Here is a 21,001-nt window from a genome sequence, read left to right on the forward strand (position 1 = left end):
CCAGCAGTGTGCGTGCTCTGCCTGCTCTGCCTGCTCTGTGGCGCCTTACTAGGACTTGCCGAGCTCCTTGTTGATGAAGTCGAAGATCTCGTCGTCCGAGGCGGACTCGATCTTCTGTGCGGAGGCCGCGCCTGGGCCGGTGGCGGCCGGGGCGCCGCCGACCGCGGCGAGGACCTCGCGGGCCCGCGCGGCCACCCGGGCCGTTTCGCCGTCCGTCGGTGCCAGGGCCGCGAGGGCAGCTTCGAGGGCGTCGAGTCCCGCGAGGACGGAGTCGACGGTCGTCTCCTGCGCCGGGGCCAGCTGTTCCCCCAAGTAGGCGGCCAGGGTCGCGGGTGTCGGATAATCGAAGACCAGAGTGGCGGGCAGCCTGAGGCCCGTCGCCGCGTTGAGCCGATTCCGAAGCTCGACAGCGATCAAGGAGTCGAAGCCCAGTTCCTTGAAGGCACGTTCCGGGGCGATCTCGGCGGCCGACGCGTGGCCGAGGGCGGTGGCCACATGGGTGCGGACCAGGGTGGTCAGGAGCTGGTTCTGCTCGGCGGGGGCGAGGCCGGCGAGCCGGGCGCCGAGCCCGTCGGGGCCGTCCCCGGGCGCCGTCTGTGCCGTCGTTCCGGCGGGTGTCCTGGCCGCGGCCGTCCGCAGGGCCCGTACGTCGGGCAGGTCACGGATGATCGGGCGGGCCCGGCCGCCGTGCACCTCGGCGACGAAGCGGCGCCAGTCGACGTCGATGACGGTGAGGAACGGCTCGTCCGCGAGCAGGGAGCGAGCCATGACGTCGACGGCGGTGCCGGGGTCCATCGGTCGGATGCCGCGTCGTTTGATGCGGGCCTCGTTGGATCCGAGGGTGGCCATGCCGTCGCCGCCCCACATGCCCCAGCCGAAGGAGGCGCCGACGCGTCCTTCGGCGCGCCGCTGCTGGACGAGGGTGTCGAGGAAGGTGTTCCCGGCGGCGTAGGCGGCCTGGCCCGCGGAGCCGAGGACGCCGGACACGGAGGAGAACAGGACGAACGCCGACAGATCGAGATGGGCGGTGAGTTCGTGCAGGTTGAGCGCCGCGTCGATCTTCGGCCGGAGGACGGCGTCCATGTTCTCAACGGTGAGGCCGTCGACGATGCCGTCGCGGGAGACGCCGGCGGTGTGGATGACGGCGTCGAGCGGGCTGTCGCCGGGCAAGGAGTCGAGCAGCTCGGCGAGTTGGGCGCGGTCGGCGACGTCACACTTGGCGATGGTGACCTGCGCGCCGAGCGCGGTCAGCTCGGCCTCCAGCTCGTCCGCGCCGGCCGCGTCGCGTCCGCTGCGGCTGGTCAGGATCAGGTGGTCGGCTCCTTCCTCGGCGAGCCAGCGGGCCACGTGTCCGCCGAGGGCGCCGGTGCCGCCGGTGACGAGCACGGTGCCGGCCGGCTTCCACGGCCGTTTTGATGACGGCTCGGGGCGCGGAGCACGCTGGAGGCGTCGTACGAGGACGCCCGTGTCGCGCACGGCCAGTTGGTCTTCGTCGCGGTCGGCCGCCAGCACGTCGGCGAGACGGCCGACCGCGCGTTCGCCGGTCGTGGCGGGGACGTCGACGAGGCCGCCCCACTGCTTGGGCTGTTCAAGGGCGATGACCCGGCCCAGGCCCCAGACGGCGGACTGCAGGACGTGGTCGACGGGGTCGGTGTCGGTGGCCTGCACCGCGTCCTGGGTGGCGATCCACAAGGGTGCCTCGATGCCCGCGGTGTCCATGGCCTGGACGGTGGTGACGGTGTGTGCGAGGCCCAGCGGGACCGACGGGTGGTCGGGGTGCATGCGTTCGTCCAGGGCGAGCCAGGACAGCACCCCGGCGACGGGTCCGCCGATTCCGTCGTCCCCGGCGGCCCCGGTGAGGCGGTCGGCAAGGGCGGCTCGGTCGGCGGCCAGGGCGTCGTCGACGAGGACGGTGGTCACCCGGGCGCCGCGCGTCCGGAGGGCCTGGGCGCTCGCGGTGATCCACGAATCGTCGGCCTGCCCGGCCGGCACGACGAGCAGCCAGCTGCCGCTGAGGGCCGCGTCGGGGGTGTCGGTGATCCGGGTCCAGTCGATGCGGTAGCGCCAGGAGTCCTCGGCGGCGGCGCTCTCACCGAGGGCCTTCTTGACCTCTTCGAGCTGGTCGGTGGAGAGCGGTCGCGCGGCCAGCGAGTCGACGGTGGCGACGGGCGCCCCGGTGGCGTCGGCGACGGTCACGGTGACGATGTCCTCGCCGCTGCGCCGGAACCGAACGCGCAGGGCGTCGGCTCCGGTGGCGTGCGTCCGTACACCGTTCCAGGAGAACGGCAGGACAGCGGTCTCTGTGTCGCCGTGGTAGCCGAGGACGGTGGCGTGCAGCGCTGCGTCCAGGAGGGCGGGGTGCAGTTCGAAGGCGTCGGCCTGGGAGGCGTACTCCTCGGGCAGGGCGACCTCGGTGAACACTTCCTCGCCCCGGCGCCAGGCGCGCCGTAGCCCCTGGAAGGCGGGGCCGTAGCCGTAGCCGAGGTCCGCGAACCAGTCGTAGACGCCCTGGACGTCGAGTTCCTCGGCGTCGGCGGGCGGCCAGGCGGTGAGGTGCTGGTCGGCGGTGATCGGCGGCGCGGCGCCCGCTGCGGTGAGGAAGCCCATGGCGTGCCGGGTCCAGGGCCGGTCCGGCGGCTCTTCGGCCGCCGTGCCGGACTCCGGGCCGACGGCGGGTTCGGTGCGTGAGTAGACGCCGATCTCGCACCGGCCGGTGTCGTCGCGTCCGCCGACCACGACCTGCACCTGTACGGCGCCGTCCGCCGGCAGGACCAGCGGGGCGTGCAGCGTGAGTTCGTCGATGCCGTCGGCTCCGACGCGCCTGGCCGCGTACTGGGCGAGTTCCACGAATCCGGTGCCGGGCAGCAGGACGGTGTCGAGGACCGCGTGGTCCGCGAGCCAGGGCTGCGTCGCTGTGGACAGCCGCCCGGTGAACACCGCGCCTGCGCCGTCGGCGAGTTCGACCACCGCGCCGAGCAGCGGATGGTCCGCCCCACCGATGCCCACCTCGGCGACCTGACCGCTGTGCCGCCGGGCCGGCGGACGCAGCCAGTAGCTGCGGCGCTGGAACGGGTAGGTGGGCAGATCCACCGTGTGCGCGGACGTCCCGGCGAAGACCGCCTCCCAGTCCACCGGTACGCCGCTGACGTGCAGTTCGGCCAGGGACAACAGCACGCGGTCGAGGCCGCCTTCGTCGCGCCGCAGCGAACCGGTCACCACCAGGTCGTGGCCCACGGTGTCCGCGGTCTCCAGGAGCCCCATGGCGAGGACGGGGTGGGGGCTGGATTCGACGAAGGCCCGGTAGCCGTCGGTGAGGAGGGCGCGGACGGTGTCTTCGAAGAGGACCGTCCGGCGGAGGTTGGTGTACCAGTAGCCCGCGTCCATCGTCGCCGTGTCGATCAGGCCGCCGGTCACCGTCGAGTAGAAGGGAACCCGCGACGTACGCGCCTCGATGGGAGCCAGCAGACCAGCCACCTCACCCTCGATCGCCTCCACATGAACGGAATGCGAGGCGTAGTCCACCGGAACACGACGGACCCGCACACCCTCGCCCTCCAGCACGGCGAAAAGCTCGTCCAGCGCCCAGGCGTCTCCCGAGACCACCGTCGAGGACGGACCGTTGACCGCAGCCACCGAGATCGCACCCTCCCAGGCCGCGACCCGCTCCCGCACCACAGCCACCGGCAGCGGCACCGACAACATCCCGCCCCGACCCGACAAAGCCAGGATCGCCTGACTGCGCAACGCCACCACCCGCGCCGCATCCCCCAGCGACAACGCCCCCGCCACACACGCAGCCGCGATCTCCCCCTGCGAATGCCCCACCACCGCAGCCGGCGTCACACCGAGCGACTCCCACAACGCCGCCAACGACACCATCACCGCGAACAACACCGGCTGCACCACATCCACCCGGTCAAAACCAGGCGCACCCTCCACCCCCCGCACCACATCCAACAACGACCAGTCGGTGAACGGGTCCAGCGCCTCCGCACACTCCGCAAAGCGAGCGGCGAACACCGGCGAGGAGTCGAGGAGCTCCACCGCCATCCCCACCCACTGACCCCCCTGACCAGGGAAGACGAAGACAGGTCGGGTGGCGCGCCCCTGGACTGTCGCGGTTCCCGTCACCACGTTCGGTGTGGGTTCGCCGGTGGCGAGTGCGGTGAGTGCGGTGAGGAGGTCGTCGTGGTCGCGGCCCACGACGACGGCGCGCTCCTCGAAGAGGGAGCGGTGGCGTACGAGGGTGAGGCCGACGTCGGCCGCGGGGGTGCCCGTGGCCAGCAGAGTGCGCAGGCGCTGGGCCTGAGTGCGCAGGGCGGCCTCGGATCGGGCGGACACGACGAGCGGGATTGCCGGAGGTGCGGCGGAAGCCTCGGCCGACTCAAGCGCATCGGCGGACTCAAGCGCATCCGCGGACTCAGGCGCATCGGCCGGCTCCGGCGCCTGTCCGATGACGACGTGGGCGTTGGTCCCGCTCACGCCGAAGGACGAGATTCCCGCGCGGCGCGGGCGGTCCGGGCCGGACTCGGGCCAGGGACGGTTCTCGGAGAGCAGTTCCACCGCGCCGGCCGTCCAGTCGACCTGTGGCGTGGGCTCGCTCACGTGCAGGGTCTGTGGCAGCACTCCGTGGCGCAGGGCCATGACCATCTTGATGACGCCGGCGACTCCGGCGGCGGCCTGGGTGTGCCCGATGTTGGACTTCAACGAGCCAAGCCACATCGGCCGTTCGGCATCCCGGCCCTGTCCGTAGGTGGCGAGGAGTGCCTGGGCCTCGATCGGGTCGCCCAGTCTCGTCCCCGTGCCGTGCGCCTCGACGGCGTCCACGTCGGCGGGTGACAGGCCCGCGCTCGCCAAGGCCTCCCGGATGACGCGCTGTTGGGACGGTCCATTGGGTGCGGTCAGGCCGTTGCTCGCGCCGTCCTGATTCACCGCGCTGCCCTCGACGACGGCCAGGACATGGTGTCCCTTGCGCCGGGCGGCGGAGAGCCGTTCGACGACGAGGACGCCCACACCCTCCGCCCAGCCGGTGCCGTCCGCGCCGGCGGAGAACGCCTTGCAGCGGCCGTCGGGCGACAGACCGCGCTGCCGGCTGAACTCGACGAACAGGGTGGGGGTCGCCATGAGGGCGGCGCCGCCGACGAGCGCGAGGTCGCATTCGCCGTCGCGCACGGAGCGGGCGGCCAGGTGCAGGGCGACCAGGGAGGAGGAGCAGGCCGTGTCCACGGTGACCGCCGAGCCCTCCAGGCCGAACGCGTAGGCGAGGCGGCCGGAGATGACGCTGGCCGAGCCGCCGGTCAGCAGATAGCCCTCGTAGTCCTGCGGGACCTCGGCGAGGAGGGCCGCGTAGTCCTGGCCGTTGGCGCCGATGAACACGCCGGTGCGGGAGCCGTGCAGCGCGGCCGGGTCGATGCCGGCCCGCTCGAACGCCTCCCAGGACGTCTCCAACAGCAGCCGCTGCTGCGGGTCCATGCCGAGGGCTTCACGCGGCGAGATTCCGAAGAACCCGGCGTCGAACTGGTCGAGGTCGTGCAGGAAGCCGCCGTAGCGGGTGTAGGTCTTGCCCGTGCGCTCGGGGTCGGGGTCGTAGAGGCCGTCCACGTCCCAGCCGCGGTTTCCGGGGAACTCCGTGATGCCGTCGGAACCATCGGCGACCAGCCGCCACAGGTCTTCGGGGCTGGTCACCCCGCCGGGGAAGCGGCAGGCCATGCCGACGATCACAACGGGGTCGTCGGCGGTGCCGGCGACCGGGACCGGTGCCGCGGTGGTCGTCCCGCCCTGCTCCCCGAGGAGTTCGGCGGTGATCCGGGCGGCCATCACCTGCGGGGTCGGGTAGTCGAAGACGAGGGTGGCGGGCAGGCGCAGACCGGTCTCGGCGTTGAGCCGGTTGCGCAGTTCGACGGCCATGAGGGAGTCGAAGCCCATCTCCTGGAAAGCGCGGCCCGCCTCGACCGCGTCCACGGAGCCGTGGCCCAGCACGTCGGCGACATGCCGGCCGACCAGGGTGAGGGCGGCGGCCTCGCGGTCGTCGGCGGGCAGGGCGGCCAGCCGGTCGCGCAGGGTGCGGGCCGCGTCGGCGCCCGCGGCGAGCACGGCACGCCGAGCGGGCCGTACGAGGGACCGCAGCAGGGCGGGCACCTCGCCGGAGCGCCGGAGCGCGGCCAGGTCGAGCCGGGTCGGCACGACCACCGGGCGCTCCTGCCCGAGCGCGGCGTCGAAGAGGGCGAGCGCCTCCTCGGTGGGCAGTGCGGTCATGCCACCGCGCGCGGCGCGCCGCAGATCGGCGTCGCCGAGGTGTCCGGTGATGGCGCTGGCCTGCTGCCACAGACCCCAGGCGAGCGAGACGGCCGGGAGCCCCTGGGCGGCGCGCTGCTGGGCGAGGGCGTCCAGGCAGGCGTTGGCCGCCGCGTAGCCGGCCTGACCGGCTCCGCCGAAGGCCGCGGCCGCCGACGAGAACAGCACGAACGCCGCCAGGTCGGCCTCCCGCGTCAGCTCGTGCAGGATGCGGGCGGCGTCAGCCTTGGGCCGCAGGACGGCGTCGACGCGCTCGGGGCTCTGCGCGGCGAACACACCGTCGTCCACGACGCCTGCGGTGTGTACGACGGCTGTGAGTGGCGCCGAGTCGGGGATCGCGGCCAGCACGGCGGCGAGCGCGTCCCGGTCCGCGGCGTCGCAGGCGACGACCTCGGCCCGCGCACCCAGCTCCCGTAGTGCCTCCACGAGTTCGGCGGCGCCGTCGGCCGCGGGACCACGTCGGCTGGTGAGCACGAGCCTGCGGACGCCGTGCCGGGCTGCGAGGTGGCGGGCGAGCAGTCCGCCGAGCATGCCGGTGCCGCCGGTGACGAGGACGGTGCCCTGCGGGTCGAGGACCGGGGCTTGGTCGCTGTGCGCGCCCGCGCGTGTCAGCCGGGGCACGAGGGTTTGACCGGAGCGGATGGCGGCCTGGGGTTCGTCAATGGCGATCAGGGCCGCGAGCGCGCGGGCCACGCCCGGGTTGGCGTCGCCGTCCGGTGCTCCGCTCTCGCTGTCGACGAGCACGATCCGGCCGGGGTGCTCCGTCTGTGCCGTCCGCAGCAGACCGTGGACGGCCGCGCCCGGCAGGTCGGTGACGTTCTCGCCCGGTCGGGCGCACAGGGCACCCCGGGTGAGCACCACCAGCGTGGTCGTGGCGAACCGCTCGTCGGCGAGCCAGTCCTGGACGAACTCCAGCGTCCGGTGCAGGGCCGCGCGCACCGCGTCCCGTTCCGCGGCGCCGGCCTCCGTACGGCAGGTGAACACCACCGCTCCGGGAACGGTCTCACCGCGGTCCAGGTCGGCGCGCAGGGCATCAAGACCGTCGTACGTCGCCGTCGTGGCGCCCTGCTCGGCCAGCGCGGCCGCGAGGAGGTGCCCGCCCCGGTGGGACTGATCGTCGGCGAGGACCGCCCACGTGGCCGCGGGGACCTCGGGCTCGCGGGAGGTAAGGGGTGACCAGTCGACGTGGAACAGGGCCTCGTCGCCGCGCGGGCGGGCCGTAGCGAGCTGCTCGCCGGTGACCGCCCGCAGCAGCAGCGACCCCACGGTCGCGACGGGCTGTCCGGAGGGTGCGGACGCGGTGAGCCGCAGGGTGTCGGCTCCGGTGCGGGTCAGCCGCACCCGCAGCGCGGAGGCGCCGGACGCGTGGAGCGTCACCTGTCCCCAGGCAAACGGCAGCCGCGCCCGGGCCTCGCTGTCGCCGAGCAGCCCGCTCAGCCCGACGGCGTGCAGGGCCGCGTCGAGGAGGGCCGGGTGGACGGCGAACTCGCCGGTTTTCCGGGCGGCTTCGGCGGGCAGCTCGACGTCGGCGAAGACCTCGTCGTCGCTTCGCCAGACGGCTCGCAGCCCCTGGAAGGCAGGGCCGTAGTCGTGGCCCTCCCCGGCGAGACGCTCGTAGTAACCCTGGGTGGAGACGGCCGTCGCTCCGGTCGGCGGCCAGGACGTGGCGACGTCATGGTCGCCCGACTCGGTGGACCGGCCTCGGTGGCGGGGTCCCGCCTCTGCGTCGTCTGCGCCCTCGTCCTGAGGGACGAGCGCGCCGGAGGCGTGCCGGGTCCAGGGCTCCTCCGTGCCGTCGACCGGGTCGAGGCGCGAGTGGATCCCTATCTCACGTCGCCCGGTCTCATCGGGGGCGCCGACGGTCACCTGGAGCTGGAGGGCGCCCTGGTCGGGGAGGATCAACGGGGCCTGGAGGGTGAGTTCCTCGACGGTGGGGGCGCCGACCTGGTCCCCCGCCCACACGGCCAGCTCCAGGAAGGCGGTGCCGGGGAGCAGGACCGTGTCCAGGATCGCGTGATCGGTCAGCCAGGGATGCGAGCGGCGGGAAAGACGGCCGGTGAGGATCAGGCCGTCGCCTTCGGCGAGGTGGATGGCGGCACCGAGGAGGGGGTGCGCGGCGATGCCCAGGCCGGCGGAGGATACGTCGCCTGCGGTGGGGGTGGCGGGTTCCAGCCAGTAGCGGTCGCGTTGGAAGGCGTAGGTGGGCAGGTCGACGGTTCGGGCGCCTGAATTCTCGAACAGCACCTCCCAGTCGACGGAAGCCCCGGTGGTCCACAGCGCGGCGAGAGCCTTGACGGCGGTCTGGGGTTCGTCGCGGTTGCGGCGCAGCATCGGCGTGCAGCCCAGGACCAAGGGGGAGAGCGCCGCGTCCGGGCCCACCTCGACGAAACGCACCACACCTGCCTCGCGGGCGGCTTCGACGTCGTCGTGGAAGCGAACAGTGTCGCGCACATGCCGTACCCAGTACTCCGGATCGGTCACCTCCTTGACAAGCGTGAGCTGCGGCTCGTGGAAGGTGACCTGGGCCAGGACCTGACGGAAATCCTCCAGCATCGGCTCCATCAACGGCGAGTGAAAAGCGTGACTGACCGACAGCCGCTTCACCTTCCGGCCCTCAGCCTCGAAACGAGCGGCGATCGCCACAACGGCCGACTCCTCGCCCGAGACCACCACCGCCTCGGGACCGTTCACCGCAGCGATGGATACGTCGTCCGTCAGCAGCTCGGCCACCTCCGCCTCGGCCGCCTGAAGCGCCACCATCGCCCCACCCGACGGCAGCCCACTCATCAGCCGACCGCGGGCAGCCACCACCTTCACCGCATCCTCGAGAGACCACACCCCCGCCACATGGGCGGCCGCCAGCTCACCGATCGAGTGCCCCACCAGCACCTCAGGGGTCACACCCCACGACTCCAACAGCCGGAACAGCGCCACCTCACACGCGAAAATCGCCGGCTGCGCCCACGCCGTGTCCCCCAGCACCTCCACCGGACCGTCGAACATCACCTCCCGCAACGACCCGCCAAAAGCCCCGCACACCTCATCCAGAGCCCTCGCGAACACCGGATACGCCGCATACAACTCCCGGCCCATCCCCACCCGCTGAGAACCCTGACCGGAGAACACAAACCCGGTCCCACCGGCAGCCGCGACCCCCGTCACCGGCTCACCAACCCCGTCGACCACCACGGCCCGATGCTCGAAAACAGACCGCGAAGTGATCAGCGACCACCCCACATCGACGGGATCCAGACCACCCACCCACTCCGACAGCCGACCCAACTGCCCCCGCAACGCCCCAGCCGACCGCCCCGACACCACCCACGGGACGACCGGGACGGAAACACCGGCTCGCGTCTGCTCACCCTCTTCCTGAGCCGGCGCCTCCTCCACAATCACATGCGCGTTCGTCCCACTGATCCCGAACGACGAGACCCCGGCCCGCCGCAGCCGCCCCTCCTCAGGCGCCCACTCCCGCGCCCCCCGCAACAACTCCACCGCACCCGACGCCCAGTCCACCTGCGCCGTCGGCTCATCCACATGCAGCGTGCGCGGCAGCACCCCCTCACGCAGCGCCATCACCATCTTGATCACACCACCGACACCCGCAGCCGCCTGCGCATGCCCGACATTCGACTTCAACGAACCCAGCCACAGGGGGCGTCCAACCTCCCGCCCCTGCCCATACGTCGCCAACAGCGCCTCGGCCTCGATCGGATCCCCGAGTGGGGTGCCCGTGCCGTGCGCCTCCACCGCGTCCACGTCCGCAGGTGTGAGCCCGGCGCTCGCCAACGCGTCCCGGATGACGCGCTGTTGGGACGGGCCGTTCGGTGCGGTGAAGCCATTGGAGGCACCGTCCTGGTTGACGGCCGAGCCGTTGACGACGGCGAGGACGCGGTGGCCGTTGCGGCGGGCCTCGGAGAGGCGCTCGAGGAGCAGGAGCCCGGCTCCCTCGCCCCAGCCGGCGCCGTCGGCGGTGGCCGAGAAGGACTTGCAGCGGCCGTCCGGGGAAAGACCGCGCTGTCGGCTGAACTCGATGAAGGGCCCGGGGGTCGCCATGACGGTCACCCCGCCGGCCAGGGCCAGGGAGCACTCCCCCGCCCGCAGCGCCTGCACCGCCAGATGCAGCGCGACCAGCGACGACGAGCACGCCGTGTCGACCGTGACCGCCGGGCCGACGAGGCCGAGGTTGTAGGCGATACGGCCGGAGGCGACGCTGCCCGCGCTGCCGTGCAGGAGGTAGCCCTCGAAGCCGTCGGGGATGTCACGGATACGCGAGCCGTAGTCGCCGTACATGAGGCCCGTGTACACGCCCACCGGCGTGTCCTTCACGGACTGGGGGACGAGTCCCGCGCGTTCGAAGGCCTCCCAGGCGATCTGCAGGAGCAGTCGCTGCTGGACGTCGACGGCGAGTGCCTCGCGGGGGCTCATGCCGAAGAAGGCGGGGTCGAACTCGTCGGCGTCGTGGAGGAAGCCGCCCTCGCGGACGTAGCTCCTGCCCTGCCGGTCGGGGTCCGGGTCGAAGAGGGTGTCGAGGTCCCAGCCGCGCCCTGTGGGGAAGTCGCCGACGGCGTCGGTGCCGTCGGCGACCAACTGCCACAGGTCCTCCGGCGAGCGGACGCCGCCGGGGTAGCGGCAGGCCATGCCGATGATCGCGACGGGTTCGCGGTTCTTGTTCTCGAGCTCTTCGAGACGGTGGCGCGTCTGGTAGAGATCGGCCGTGACCTTCTTGAAGTACGAGAGAAGCTTCTCGTCGTTCTCCATGGCTGAATACCTCAATCAATCAGTCGGTCGGGTGACGGCGGATCACTTGGCGTTGGTGCCGAATTCCTTGTCGACGAAGGCGAACATCTCCTCCATGGAGGAGGCGCCGATCCCCTCGACCACGTCGGTGACACCGGTGGCCGATGTCGCGTCGGCCGGTTCCTCGTCCCAGACCGTGAGGAGTTGGTGCAGTCGGGTCCGGGTCATCTCGCGGGCGAGTTTGTCGAGGGAGACAGCGGTGAGGACGTCGCCAAGCCGGTCGATCTCCTTCAGGACGCGTTCCTCGGCGGAGAGTCCGTCGTCGACGATCTCCCGATGCAGGTAGTCGGCGAGGGCCCGTGGCGTCGGGTAGTCGAAGACGAGGGTGGCCGGCAGGCGGCGTCCGACCTCGGCGTTGAGGCGGTTACGCAGGTCCACGGCGGTCAGTGAGTCGAAGCCGAGTTCCTTGAAGGCGGTCTCGCCGTCGACGGTGTCCGGGTCACCGTGGCCGAGGACGGTGGCGACGTGCGTGAGGACGAGGCGGAGCAGCTCGGCTTCCTGCTCCGCGCGGCTCAGGGTGGTCAGCCGCTCAGTGAGTCCGCCGGGGGCCGCGGCGGCCGTGCCCCCGGTGGCGGCGGCGCCCCGGCGCGGGGCGAGTCGTACGAGGCCGCGGAAGAGGTGGGCGAGGCCGTCCCCCTGGGCGCGCAGGGCCTTGGTGTCGAGCCGCATGGGCAGCAGCCAGGGTTCGGGCACGGTGAGGGCGGTGTCCAGCAGGCCGAGGGCCTCGTCGGCGTCGAGTGCGGCCATGCCGGCCCGGGCCATGCGCTGGTGGTCGGCCTCGGTGAGGTGCCCGGTGATGCCGCTGGCCTGCGCCCACAGTCCCCACGACAGGGTGAGTGCGGGCAGTCCGCGGGCGTGGCGGTGGCGGGCGAGGGCGTCCAGGAAGGCGTTGGCCGCCGCGTAGTTGCCCTGGCCGGCACCGCCCAGGGTGGCGGCGGCGGACGAGAACAGCACGAACGCCGAGAGCTCCTGGTCGCGGGTGAGGTCGTGCAGATGCCAGGCGGCGTCCACCTTGGGGCGCAGGACCGCGGCGGTGCGTTCCGGGGTGAGCGAGCCGATGACTCCGTCGTCGGCGAGGCCCGCGGCGTGGACGACGGCGGTGAGCGGGTGCGTGTCCGGTACGGCGGCCAGCAGCCGTGCGGTGGCCTCACGGTCGGCGAAGTCGCAGGCGGCGACGGTGACGTGGGCGCCCTGTTCGGCGAGTTCCGCGGTGAGTTGCCGGACGCCCGGGGCGTCGGCGCCCCGGCGTCCGGCGAGCAGCAGGTGCCGTACGCCGTGCGCCCGGACGAGGTGCCGGGCGAGCAGCCCGCCGAGCACGCCCGTGCCGCCGGTGATCAGGACGGTCCCTTCAGGGGCGAACGGTACGGATTCCAGGGGCGTTTGGACGGGGACGCGGGCGATCCGCGGGACGAGCACGGTGCCGTCGCCGGTGAGCGCGGCCAGCGGCTCACCCGAGGCGACCACGCCGGGCAGTGCGCTCCAGGCGTCCGGGGCGATGTCGACCAGGACGATCCGCCCCGGGTTCTCGGTCTGGGCGGACTTCAGCAGACCCCAGGCGGCGGCGCCGGCGAGGCCAACGGCGCTGTCCGTGCCGTGGTCCGGTCCCCCGCCGGGGCAGGCGAGAACGAGCCGGGACACCTCGAACCGGTCGTCGGACAGCCAGTCCTGGACGACGCCCAGGGCCCGCACGACCGCGGCGTGGGTCTCCGCCACCACATCGCCCCCGCCATGGCCCTTGAGCGGGAGGACGACGACGTCGGGAACGGCCGTGCCCGCGTCGACGGCGGCCCGCAGACCAGCCAGGTCCGGGTGGTGTCCGGACACGGGCCGGGCCAGGGCCGCTTCGAGCCGGTCCCGCGCGGCCGGGTCGTCGCCCGTGACGACGGCCCAGGTCAGGGCAGAGTCGGCGGCGGGCACGGGGCTGGTCAGGGGCACCCAGTCGGCCCGGAAGAGGGACTCGTGGTGGGTGACGCGCCGGGCACCGCCCAGCCCGTCCGGGGACAGCGTCCGCCACATCATCTGGGCGGCGGTGGCCACGGGCGCCCCGCTCGCGTCGGCGACATGTACGGCCACGGTGTCCGTGCCGGTCCTGGTCAGCCGCACGCGCAAGCCGTCCGCGCCCGAGGCGTGGACGGTCACCCCGTTCCAGGCGAAGGGCAGTACCGGCTCGGCAGCCCCCTCCAGGGTCACCACCATCACGGCGTGCAGGGCCGCGTCGAGCAGCGCCGGGTGCAGCACATACAGCGGGGCGTCGGCGCGCTGCTGCTCGGGCAGGGAGACCTCCGCGAAGACGTCGTCCCCAAGCCGCCAGGCGCGCCGCAGGCCCTGGAAGACCGGCCCGTACTCGTACCCCAGGTCGAGGAAGCGGTCGTAGACACCCTCGACGTCGAGCTCCTCGGCGCCGGCGGGCGGCCAGGCGCCCGACTCGACCAGGGGCTCGGCGATGTCCGCGGTCCCGGTGATGAGCGATCCGGCCGCGTGCCGGGTCCAGGAGGAATGTTCCTCGTCGCCGCCTGACCTCGAGTGGATGACCAGCTCGCGCCGTCCGTCCGCGTCCACGCCCTTGGCGGTGACCTGGAGTTGGACCGTTTCCTGCTCGGACAGCAGGAGCGGGGAGGCGAGGGTCAGTTCTTCCAGCCGCTCGGCGCCGACCTGGTCCCCGGCGCGGACGGCGAGCTCCACGAAGACGGTGCCGGGCAGCAGGACCTGCCCGTTCACGGCGTGGTCCGCGAGCCAGGGATGGGTGCGCAGCGAGAGCCGGGACGTGAGCACCACGCCGCCGTCGTCGGCGAGCTCGACCGCCGCGCCGAGCAGGGGATGCCCGGCCGTCTTCAGACCGGCGGCCGACAGATCCTGCGCCGCGCCCTGAGCCGGCTCCAGCCAGTAGCGGCTGCGCTGGAAGGCGTACGTCGGCAGATCCACCGTGCGCGCCGAGGCCACGGCGAAGGCCGCCCGCCAGTCCACCGGCACGCCCTGTACGTAGAGTTCGGCGGCGCTCAGCAGCAGCCGGTCCAGCCCGCCGTCGTCCCGGCGCAGCGAGCCGACGGACACGGTGGTGGCCTCGGCGTCCTCGAAGGTCTCCTGGAGCCCGACCGCGAGGACGGGGTGCGGGCTGATCTCCACGAAGGTGGAATGACCGTCGGTGAGGAGGGCGCGGACGGTGTCTTCGAAGAGGACCGTCCGGCGGAGGTTGGTGTACCAGTAGCCCGCGTCCATCGTCGCCGTGTCGATCACGCCGCCGGTCACCGTCGAGTAGAAGGGGACGGCGGATGCCTGCGGCTCGACGGGGGCGAGCAGACCAGCCAACTCACCCTCGATCGCCTCCACATGAACGGAATGCGAGGCGTAGTCCACCGGAACACGACGGACCCGCACACCCTCGCCCTCCAGCACGGCGAAAAGCTCGTCCAGCGCCCAGGCGTCTCCCGAGACCACCGTCGAGGACGGACCGTTGACCGCAGCCACCGAGATCGCACCCTCCCAGGCCGCGACCCGCTCCCGCACCACAGCCACCGGCAGCGGCACCGACAACATCCCGCCCCGACCCGACAAAGCCAAAATCGCCTGACTGCGCAACGCCACCACCCGCGCCGCATCCTGCAGGGACAGAGCGCCCGCAACGCAGGCGGCCGCGATCTCCCCCTGCGAATGCCCCACCACCGCAGCCGGCGTCACACCGAGCGACTCCCACAACGCCGCCAACGACACCATCACCGCGAACAACACCGGCTGCACCACATCCACCCGGTCAAAACCAGGCGCACCCTCCACCCCCCGCACCACGTCGAACAACGACCAGTCGGTGAACGGGTCCAGCGCCTCCGCACACTCCGCAAAGCGAGCGGCGAACACCGGCGAGGAGTCGAGGAGCTCCACCGCCATCCCCACCCACTGACCCCCCTGACCAGGGAAGACGAAGACAGGTCGGCGCATGGAGCCGCGAGGCGCGTGGGCGGCGCCAGTCACGGTGTTGGCGGCGGGCTGACCGGCCGCGAGGGCTTCGAGTCCGGCGCGGAGGAGGTCCGTTGTTGCGCCGACGACGACTGCCCGGTGGTCGAAGACCGCGCGCGTAGTGGCGAGCGACCAGCCGATGTCGGCGGGCGTGCGTCCGGGTTCGTGGTCGAGGTGGGTCAGGAGTTTGCGCGCCTGGTCCGCGAGGGCCGCTTCGGTGTGGGCCGAGAGCAGCCAGGGCCGCGGGGTGGTCTCGTCTTCACGTTGCTCGGCCTCCGGATGCGCCTCGGGTGCTTCTTCGACGATGAGGTGGGCGTTGGTGCCGCTGGCACCGAAGGAGGAGACGGCGGCCCGGCGGGGCGCCTCACCGCGCGGCCACGGCCGGGCGTCGCTCAGTAGCCGTACGGTCCCGGACGACCAGTCGACCTTCGGGGTGGGCTCCTCCACGTGCAGGGTCCTGGGCAGGACCTGGTGGTGCAGCGCCATCACCATCTTGATGACCCCGCCGACACCGGCGGCGGCCTGGGTGTGACCGATATTGGACTTCAACGAGCCGAGCCACAAAGGCCGTTCGGCATCCCGGCCCTGTCCGTAGGTGGCCAGCAGCGCCTGCGCCTCGATCGGGTCGCCGAGGGGTGTGCCCGTGCCGTGCGCCTCGACCGCGTCCACCTCAGCGGGGCGCAGTCCCGCGTTGGCGAGGGCCTGTCGGATGACCCGCTGCTGGGAGGGGCCGTTCGGGGCGGTCAGGCCGTTGGACGCACCGTCCTGATTGACGGCGCTGCCGCGCGCCACGGCGAGGACGCGGTGCCCATTGCGCCGGGCGTCGGAGAGCCGTTCGACGACGAGGACGCCCACCCCCTCCGCCCAGCCGGTGCCGTCCGCGCCGGCGGAGAACGCCTTGCAGCGGCCGTCGGGCGACAGCGCGCGCAGCCTGCTGAACTCGACGAACGTGTTGGGGGTGGTCATGGCGACGACGCCGCCCGCGAGCGCGAGGGAGCACTCGCCGGAGCGCAGCGCCTGCGCCGCGAGATGCAGGGCAACCAGCGACGACGAGCAGGCCGTGTCCACGGTCACCGCCGGGCCCTCCAGGCCGAAGCTGTAGGACAGGCGGCCGGACATCACGCTGGCGGCGTTCCCGGTCATCAGGTAGCCGTCGTAGTCCTCGGGGCGGCCGGTCAGCAGGTCCGGATAGTCCTGGCCGTTGGAGCCGACGAAGACGCCGGTGCGGCTGCCGCGCAGGGCGTGCGGGTCGAGGCCCGCCCGCTCGAACGCCTCCCACGCCGTCTCCAGCAGCAGCCGCTGCTGCGGGTCGAGGGAGCGGGCCTCGCGGCGCGAGATGCCGAAAAACTGCTCGTCGAAGAGCGGCAGCTCGGGTAGGAATCCGCCCTGCTTGGTATAGGTCTTGCCGGGCTTGTCGGAGTCGGTGTCGTACAGGTCCTCGATGTCCCAACCCCGGTCGGCGGGGAACTCGGAGACGGCGTCGGTGCCGTCCGCGACGAGCCGCCACAGCGCCTCCGGCGAGTCAACGCCGCCCGGGTAGCGGCAGGCCATGCCGACGATCGCGATCGGCTCGTCGGCGGGCACGGCAGCCGGGATCTCCTGTGCGAGGCCGTCGTCGGCAGCGCTCTGGCGGCCCAGGTCCAGCAGGTACGCGGCGAGGACGAGCGGGGTGGGGTAGTCGAAGACGAGCGTGGTCGGCAGTTCGAGGCCGGTGACCGCGCGCAGGCGGTTGCGCAGCTCGACGGCCGCGAGCGAGTCGAACCCGACGTCCTTGAAGGCACGTTCGTCCGCCACCGCGTCCGTGGACACGTACCCCAGGACCTGGGCGACCTCTCGGCGTACGGCGTCGAGGACGAAGGCGAACCGCTCGGCGACCGGCCGCTCGGCGACGCCACGCTGCCAGTCCGAGGCCCCATCGCACTCGGGCTGCCGGCTCTTTGCCTCGGGCAGGGCGGCGAGCACCGGCCGGTGCCGGGCGGCGGTGAACTCGGGCAGGAACTCGTCCCAGTCGATGTCCGCGACGACGCGCCCTGGTTCGGCCCGGTCGGCCACGGCCCGTGCCAGGGCGTCGAACGCGGCTGCCGGATCGAGGAGCCCGATGCCCCGGCCGTGGCGCGGCCCCGCGTCCCCTGTGGCCCACGGGCCCCAGGCGATCACCGTGCCGGCGAGCCCCCGCGCCCGGCGCCGTTCGACCAGCGCTTGCGTGTATGTGTCCGTGAGCGCCTGCGCACCCAGCCCGGGGGATCCCAGGACCCCGACGAGGGAGCCGTACAGCACGAACTGCGTCGCGGGGTCGTCGATCAGCTCGTCCAGGTGGGTGGCACCCAGGATTCGCGGGGTGGTCGCGGAGCGCAGCTCGTCCGCGGGCACGTCGACGAGGTGCCGCCCCTCCACGTCGTCGGCACCGGAACCGGCCAGGTGCAGCACGGCGTCGAGCCCGGCGCCCTTCAGGTCCCCCACCACCCGGGTGAGCTCCGCGCGGTGGGTGACATCGCAGGAAAGGACCGTGGTCGGCACCCCGTCACCGGTCAGCGAGTCCGCCAGCTCCGCGGCACCGGGCGCGGCGGGGCCGCTGCGGGAGAGGAGGACCAGCCGCTCGGCACCGTTTGCCGCGGCCCAGCGCGCCGCCCGGCTGCCGAGCTCGCCGGTGCCACCGGTGATCAGGACAGTGCCGGTCGGCTTCCAGGGCTCTGCCCCTGCCGCGCCGCCGCCTTCCGACCGCGCCGGGTCAGGGGTGCGCACGAGACGCCGGGCCAGGATCGCCGAACCGCGTATGGCGGTCTCGTCCTCGCCGCCCGCGTCCCTTGCGGCGGCGCCGAGGACGGCCACAAGCCGCTCGGCCGACTCCGACGAGACGGCATGGCCGTCACCGCCCGGCAGGTCGATCAGGCCGCCCCATCGCTGCGGCTCCTCTACGGCGGCGATCCGGCCGAAGCCCCAGAGCTGGGCAGATCCGAGAGGGCCAGGGTCATCGGGACCGGTCGACACGGCACCGCGCGTGACGCACCAGAGGCGGGCTTCGACACCTGCGTCGGAGAGGGCCTGCCACAGGGCGAGGGTGTCCGGCACCTCGCCGGGTGCGTCGAGGAGGGAGAGGACGCCGAGCAGGGGCTCATTCGGACCCAACTCTGCAATGTCCTCGGCGAGTCGGGCGCGATCGCGCTCGGACACGACGAGGCGGCGCACGTCGGCACCACGGGCACGCAGGGCGGTCTCCACCACGCCCGCCCACCCCTCTTCCGGCTCGGGGCCAAGGGCCAGAAGCCAAGTTCCCGGCAGATCGACGGGAGACATGCCGTCGACCTCATGCCACTCGACGCGGTAGCTGCGGTCGGCCGGGGACGGGAGGTCTGCTCCTCCGTCGCGCCAGGTGTGGGTGACGTCGGAGGTGAGCCAGTAGCGGTCGCGTTGGAAGGCGTAGGTGGGCAGGTCGACGGTTCGGGCGCCTGAATTCTCGAACAGCACCTCCCAGTCGACGGAAGCCCCGATGGTCCACAGCGCGGCGAGAGCCTTGACGGCGGTCTGGGGTTCGTCGCGGTTGCGGCGCAGCATCGGCGTGCAGCCCAGGACCAAGGGGGAGAGCGCCGCGTCCGGGCCCACCTCCACGAAACGGACGGCGCCTGCCCCACGGGCGGCTTCGACGTCGTCGTGGAAGCGAACAGTGTCGCGCACATGCCGTACCCAGTACTCCGGATCGGTCACCTCCTTGACAAGCGTGAGCTGCGGCTCGTGGAAGGTGACCTGGGCCAGGACCTGACGGAAGTCCTCCAGCATCGGCTCCATCAACGGCGAGTGAAAGGCATGGCTGACCGACAGCCGCTTCACCTTCCGGCCCTCGGCCTCGAAACGAGCGGCGATCGCCACAACGGCCGACTCCTCGCCCGAGACCACCACCGCCTCGGGACCGTTCACCGCAGCGATGGATACGTCGTCCGTCAGCAGCTCGGCCACCTCGGCCTCAGTCGCTTGGAGGGCCACCATCGCGCCGCCCAAGGGCAGTCGGCTCATCAGCCGACCGCGCGCGGTGACCACTCGTACCGCATCCTCGAGCGACCAGACCCCCGCCACATGGGCGGCCGCCAGCTCACCGATCGAGTGCCCCACCAGCACCTCAGGGGTCACACCCCACGACTCCAACAGCCGGAACAGCGCCACCTCACACGCGAAAATCGCCGGCTGCGCCCACGCCGTGTCCCCCAGCACCTCCACCGGACCGTCGAACATCACCTCCCGCAACGACCCGCCAAAAGCCCCGCACACCTCATCCAGAGCCCTCGCGAACACCGGATACGCCGCATACAACTCCCGGCCCATCCCCACCCGCTGAGAACCCTGACCGGAGAACACAAACCCGGTCCCACCAGTACCCGCGAATCCGCGAGCCAGTTGACGGCCGTCGTCCATCACCACGGCCCGGTGCTCGAACACGGACCGAGTCGAGACCAGCGACCATCCGACATCCACGGGATCCAGCCCCGGAGTCCAGTCCCCCAGCCGGCTCAACTGCCCCCGTAGCGCCTCGGAGGACCGCCCCGACACCACCCACGGCACCACAGGCACCGAAACACGTGCAGGAGTCTCCCCCGTCTCCTCCGCCGGCGCCTCCTCCACAATCACATGCGCGTTCGTCCCACTCGCCCCGAAGGCGGACACCCCGGCCCGGCGAAGCCGCCCCTCCTCAGACGCCCACTCCCGCGCCTCCCGCAACAACTCCACCGCACCCGACGCCCAGTCCACCTGCGCCGTCGGCTCATCCACATGCAGCGTGCGCGGCAGCACCCCCTCACGCAGCGCCATCACCATCTTGATCACACCGGCCACACCCGCAGCCGCCTGCGCATGCCCGATGTTCGACTTCAACGAACCCAGCCACAGGGGGCGTTCGGTATCCCGCCCCTGCCCGTACGTCGCCAGCAGCGCCTGCGCCTCGATCGGATCCCCGAGTCGCGTCCCCGTGCCGTGAGCCTCCACCGCGTCCACATCCGCCGTCGACAACCCGGCACTCTCCAAAGCCGCCCGGATCACCCGCTGCTGCGACGGACCGTTCGGCGCCGTCAACCCATTACTCGCCCCGTCCTGGTTGACCGCACTCCCCCGCACCACCGCCAACACCCGATGCCCCAACCGCCGGGCATCCGACAACCGCTCCACAACCAGCACACCCACACCCTCGGCCCACCCCGTGCCATCCGCATCCGCCGAGAACGCCCGGCACCGCCCGTCCATCGACAACCCCCGCTGCCGACTGAACTCCAGGAACTCCCCCGGGGCGGACATCACCGACACGGCGCCGACCAGTGCCTTTTCGCATTCGCCCGAGCGGAGTGCCTGGATCGCCAGGTGCAGGGCGACCAGGGAGGAGGAGCATGCTGTGTCCAGGGTCACCGCCGGGCCCTCCAGGCCGAGCGTGTAGGCGATGCGGCCGGAGAGGAAACTGGCGATGTTGCCGGTGAGGAGGTATCCCTCGTAACCCTGCGGTGCCTCGTGGAGCGCCAGGTAGTCCTGGTTGGTGAAGCCCGCGAAGACGCTGGTGCGGGTCTCACGCAGGGAGTTGGGGTCGATGCCGGCCCGCTCCACGGCCTCCCAGCAGGTCTCCAGCAGCAACCGCTGCTGGGGGTCCATCGCCAACGCCTCGCGCGGGGAGATACCGAAGAACCCGGCATCGAACTCGGCCGCGTCGTGCAGGAAGCCGCCCTCGCGGACGTAGATCTTGCCGGGCTTGTCGGGGTCGGGGTCGTAGAGCCGCTCGACGTCCCAGCCACGATCGGCAGGGAACTCGGAGATGGCGTCCGTGCCGTCGGCCACCAGCCGCCACAGGTCCTCGGGGGAGCGCACACCGCCCGGGTAGCGGCAGGCCATGCCGACGATCGCGACGGGCTCGCCGCTCTCCAGCGCCTTGATGCGGCGGCGGAGTTGTTCGTTCTCCTTCACCGAATTGCGCAGTGCGGCGACG

At 72.4% G+C, this 21,001-nt stretch carries 1 protein-coding gene and 1 pseudogene; both read right to left on the bottom strand.

Annotated elements, in window-relative coordinates; all coding sequences use genetic code 11:
• Positions 1-48: 48 nt before the first annotated feature.
• Positions 49-11,058 (bottom strand): type I polyketide synthase, encoded by an 11,010-nt coding sequence (locus OG841_RS08100; protein WP_371564233.1) that lies wholly within the window; start codon positions 11,056-11,058, stop codon positions 49-51.
• A gap of 42 nt (positions 11,059-11,100) precedes the next feature.
• A pseudogene (locus OG841_RS08105) lies at positions 11,101-20,991 on the bottom strand (SDR family NAD(P)-dependent oxidoreductase); the annotation flags it as partial.
• Between the last annotated feature and the right edge of the window lie 10 nt (positions 20,992-21,001).

Source organism: Streptomyces canus (assembly GCF_041435015.1).
In the GTDB taxonomy this organism is placed as follows: Bacteria; Actinomycetota; Actinomycetes; order Streptomycetales; family Streptomycetaceae; genus Streptomyces; species Streptomyces canus_G.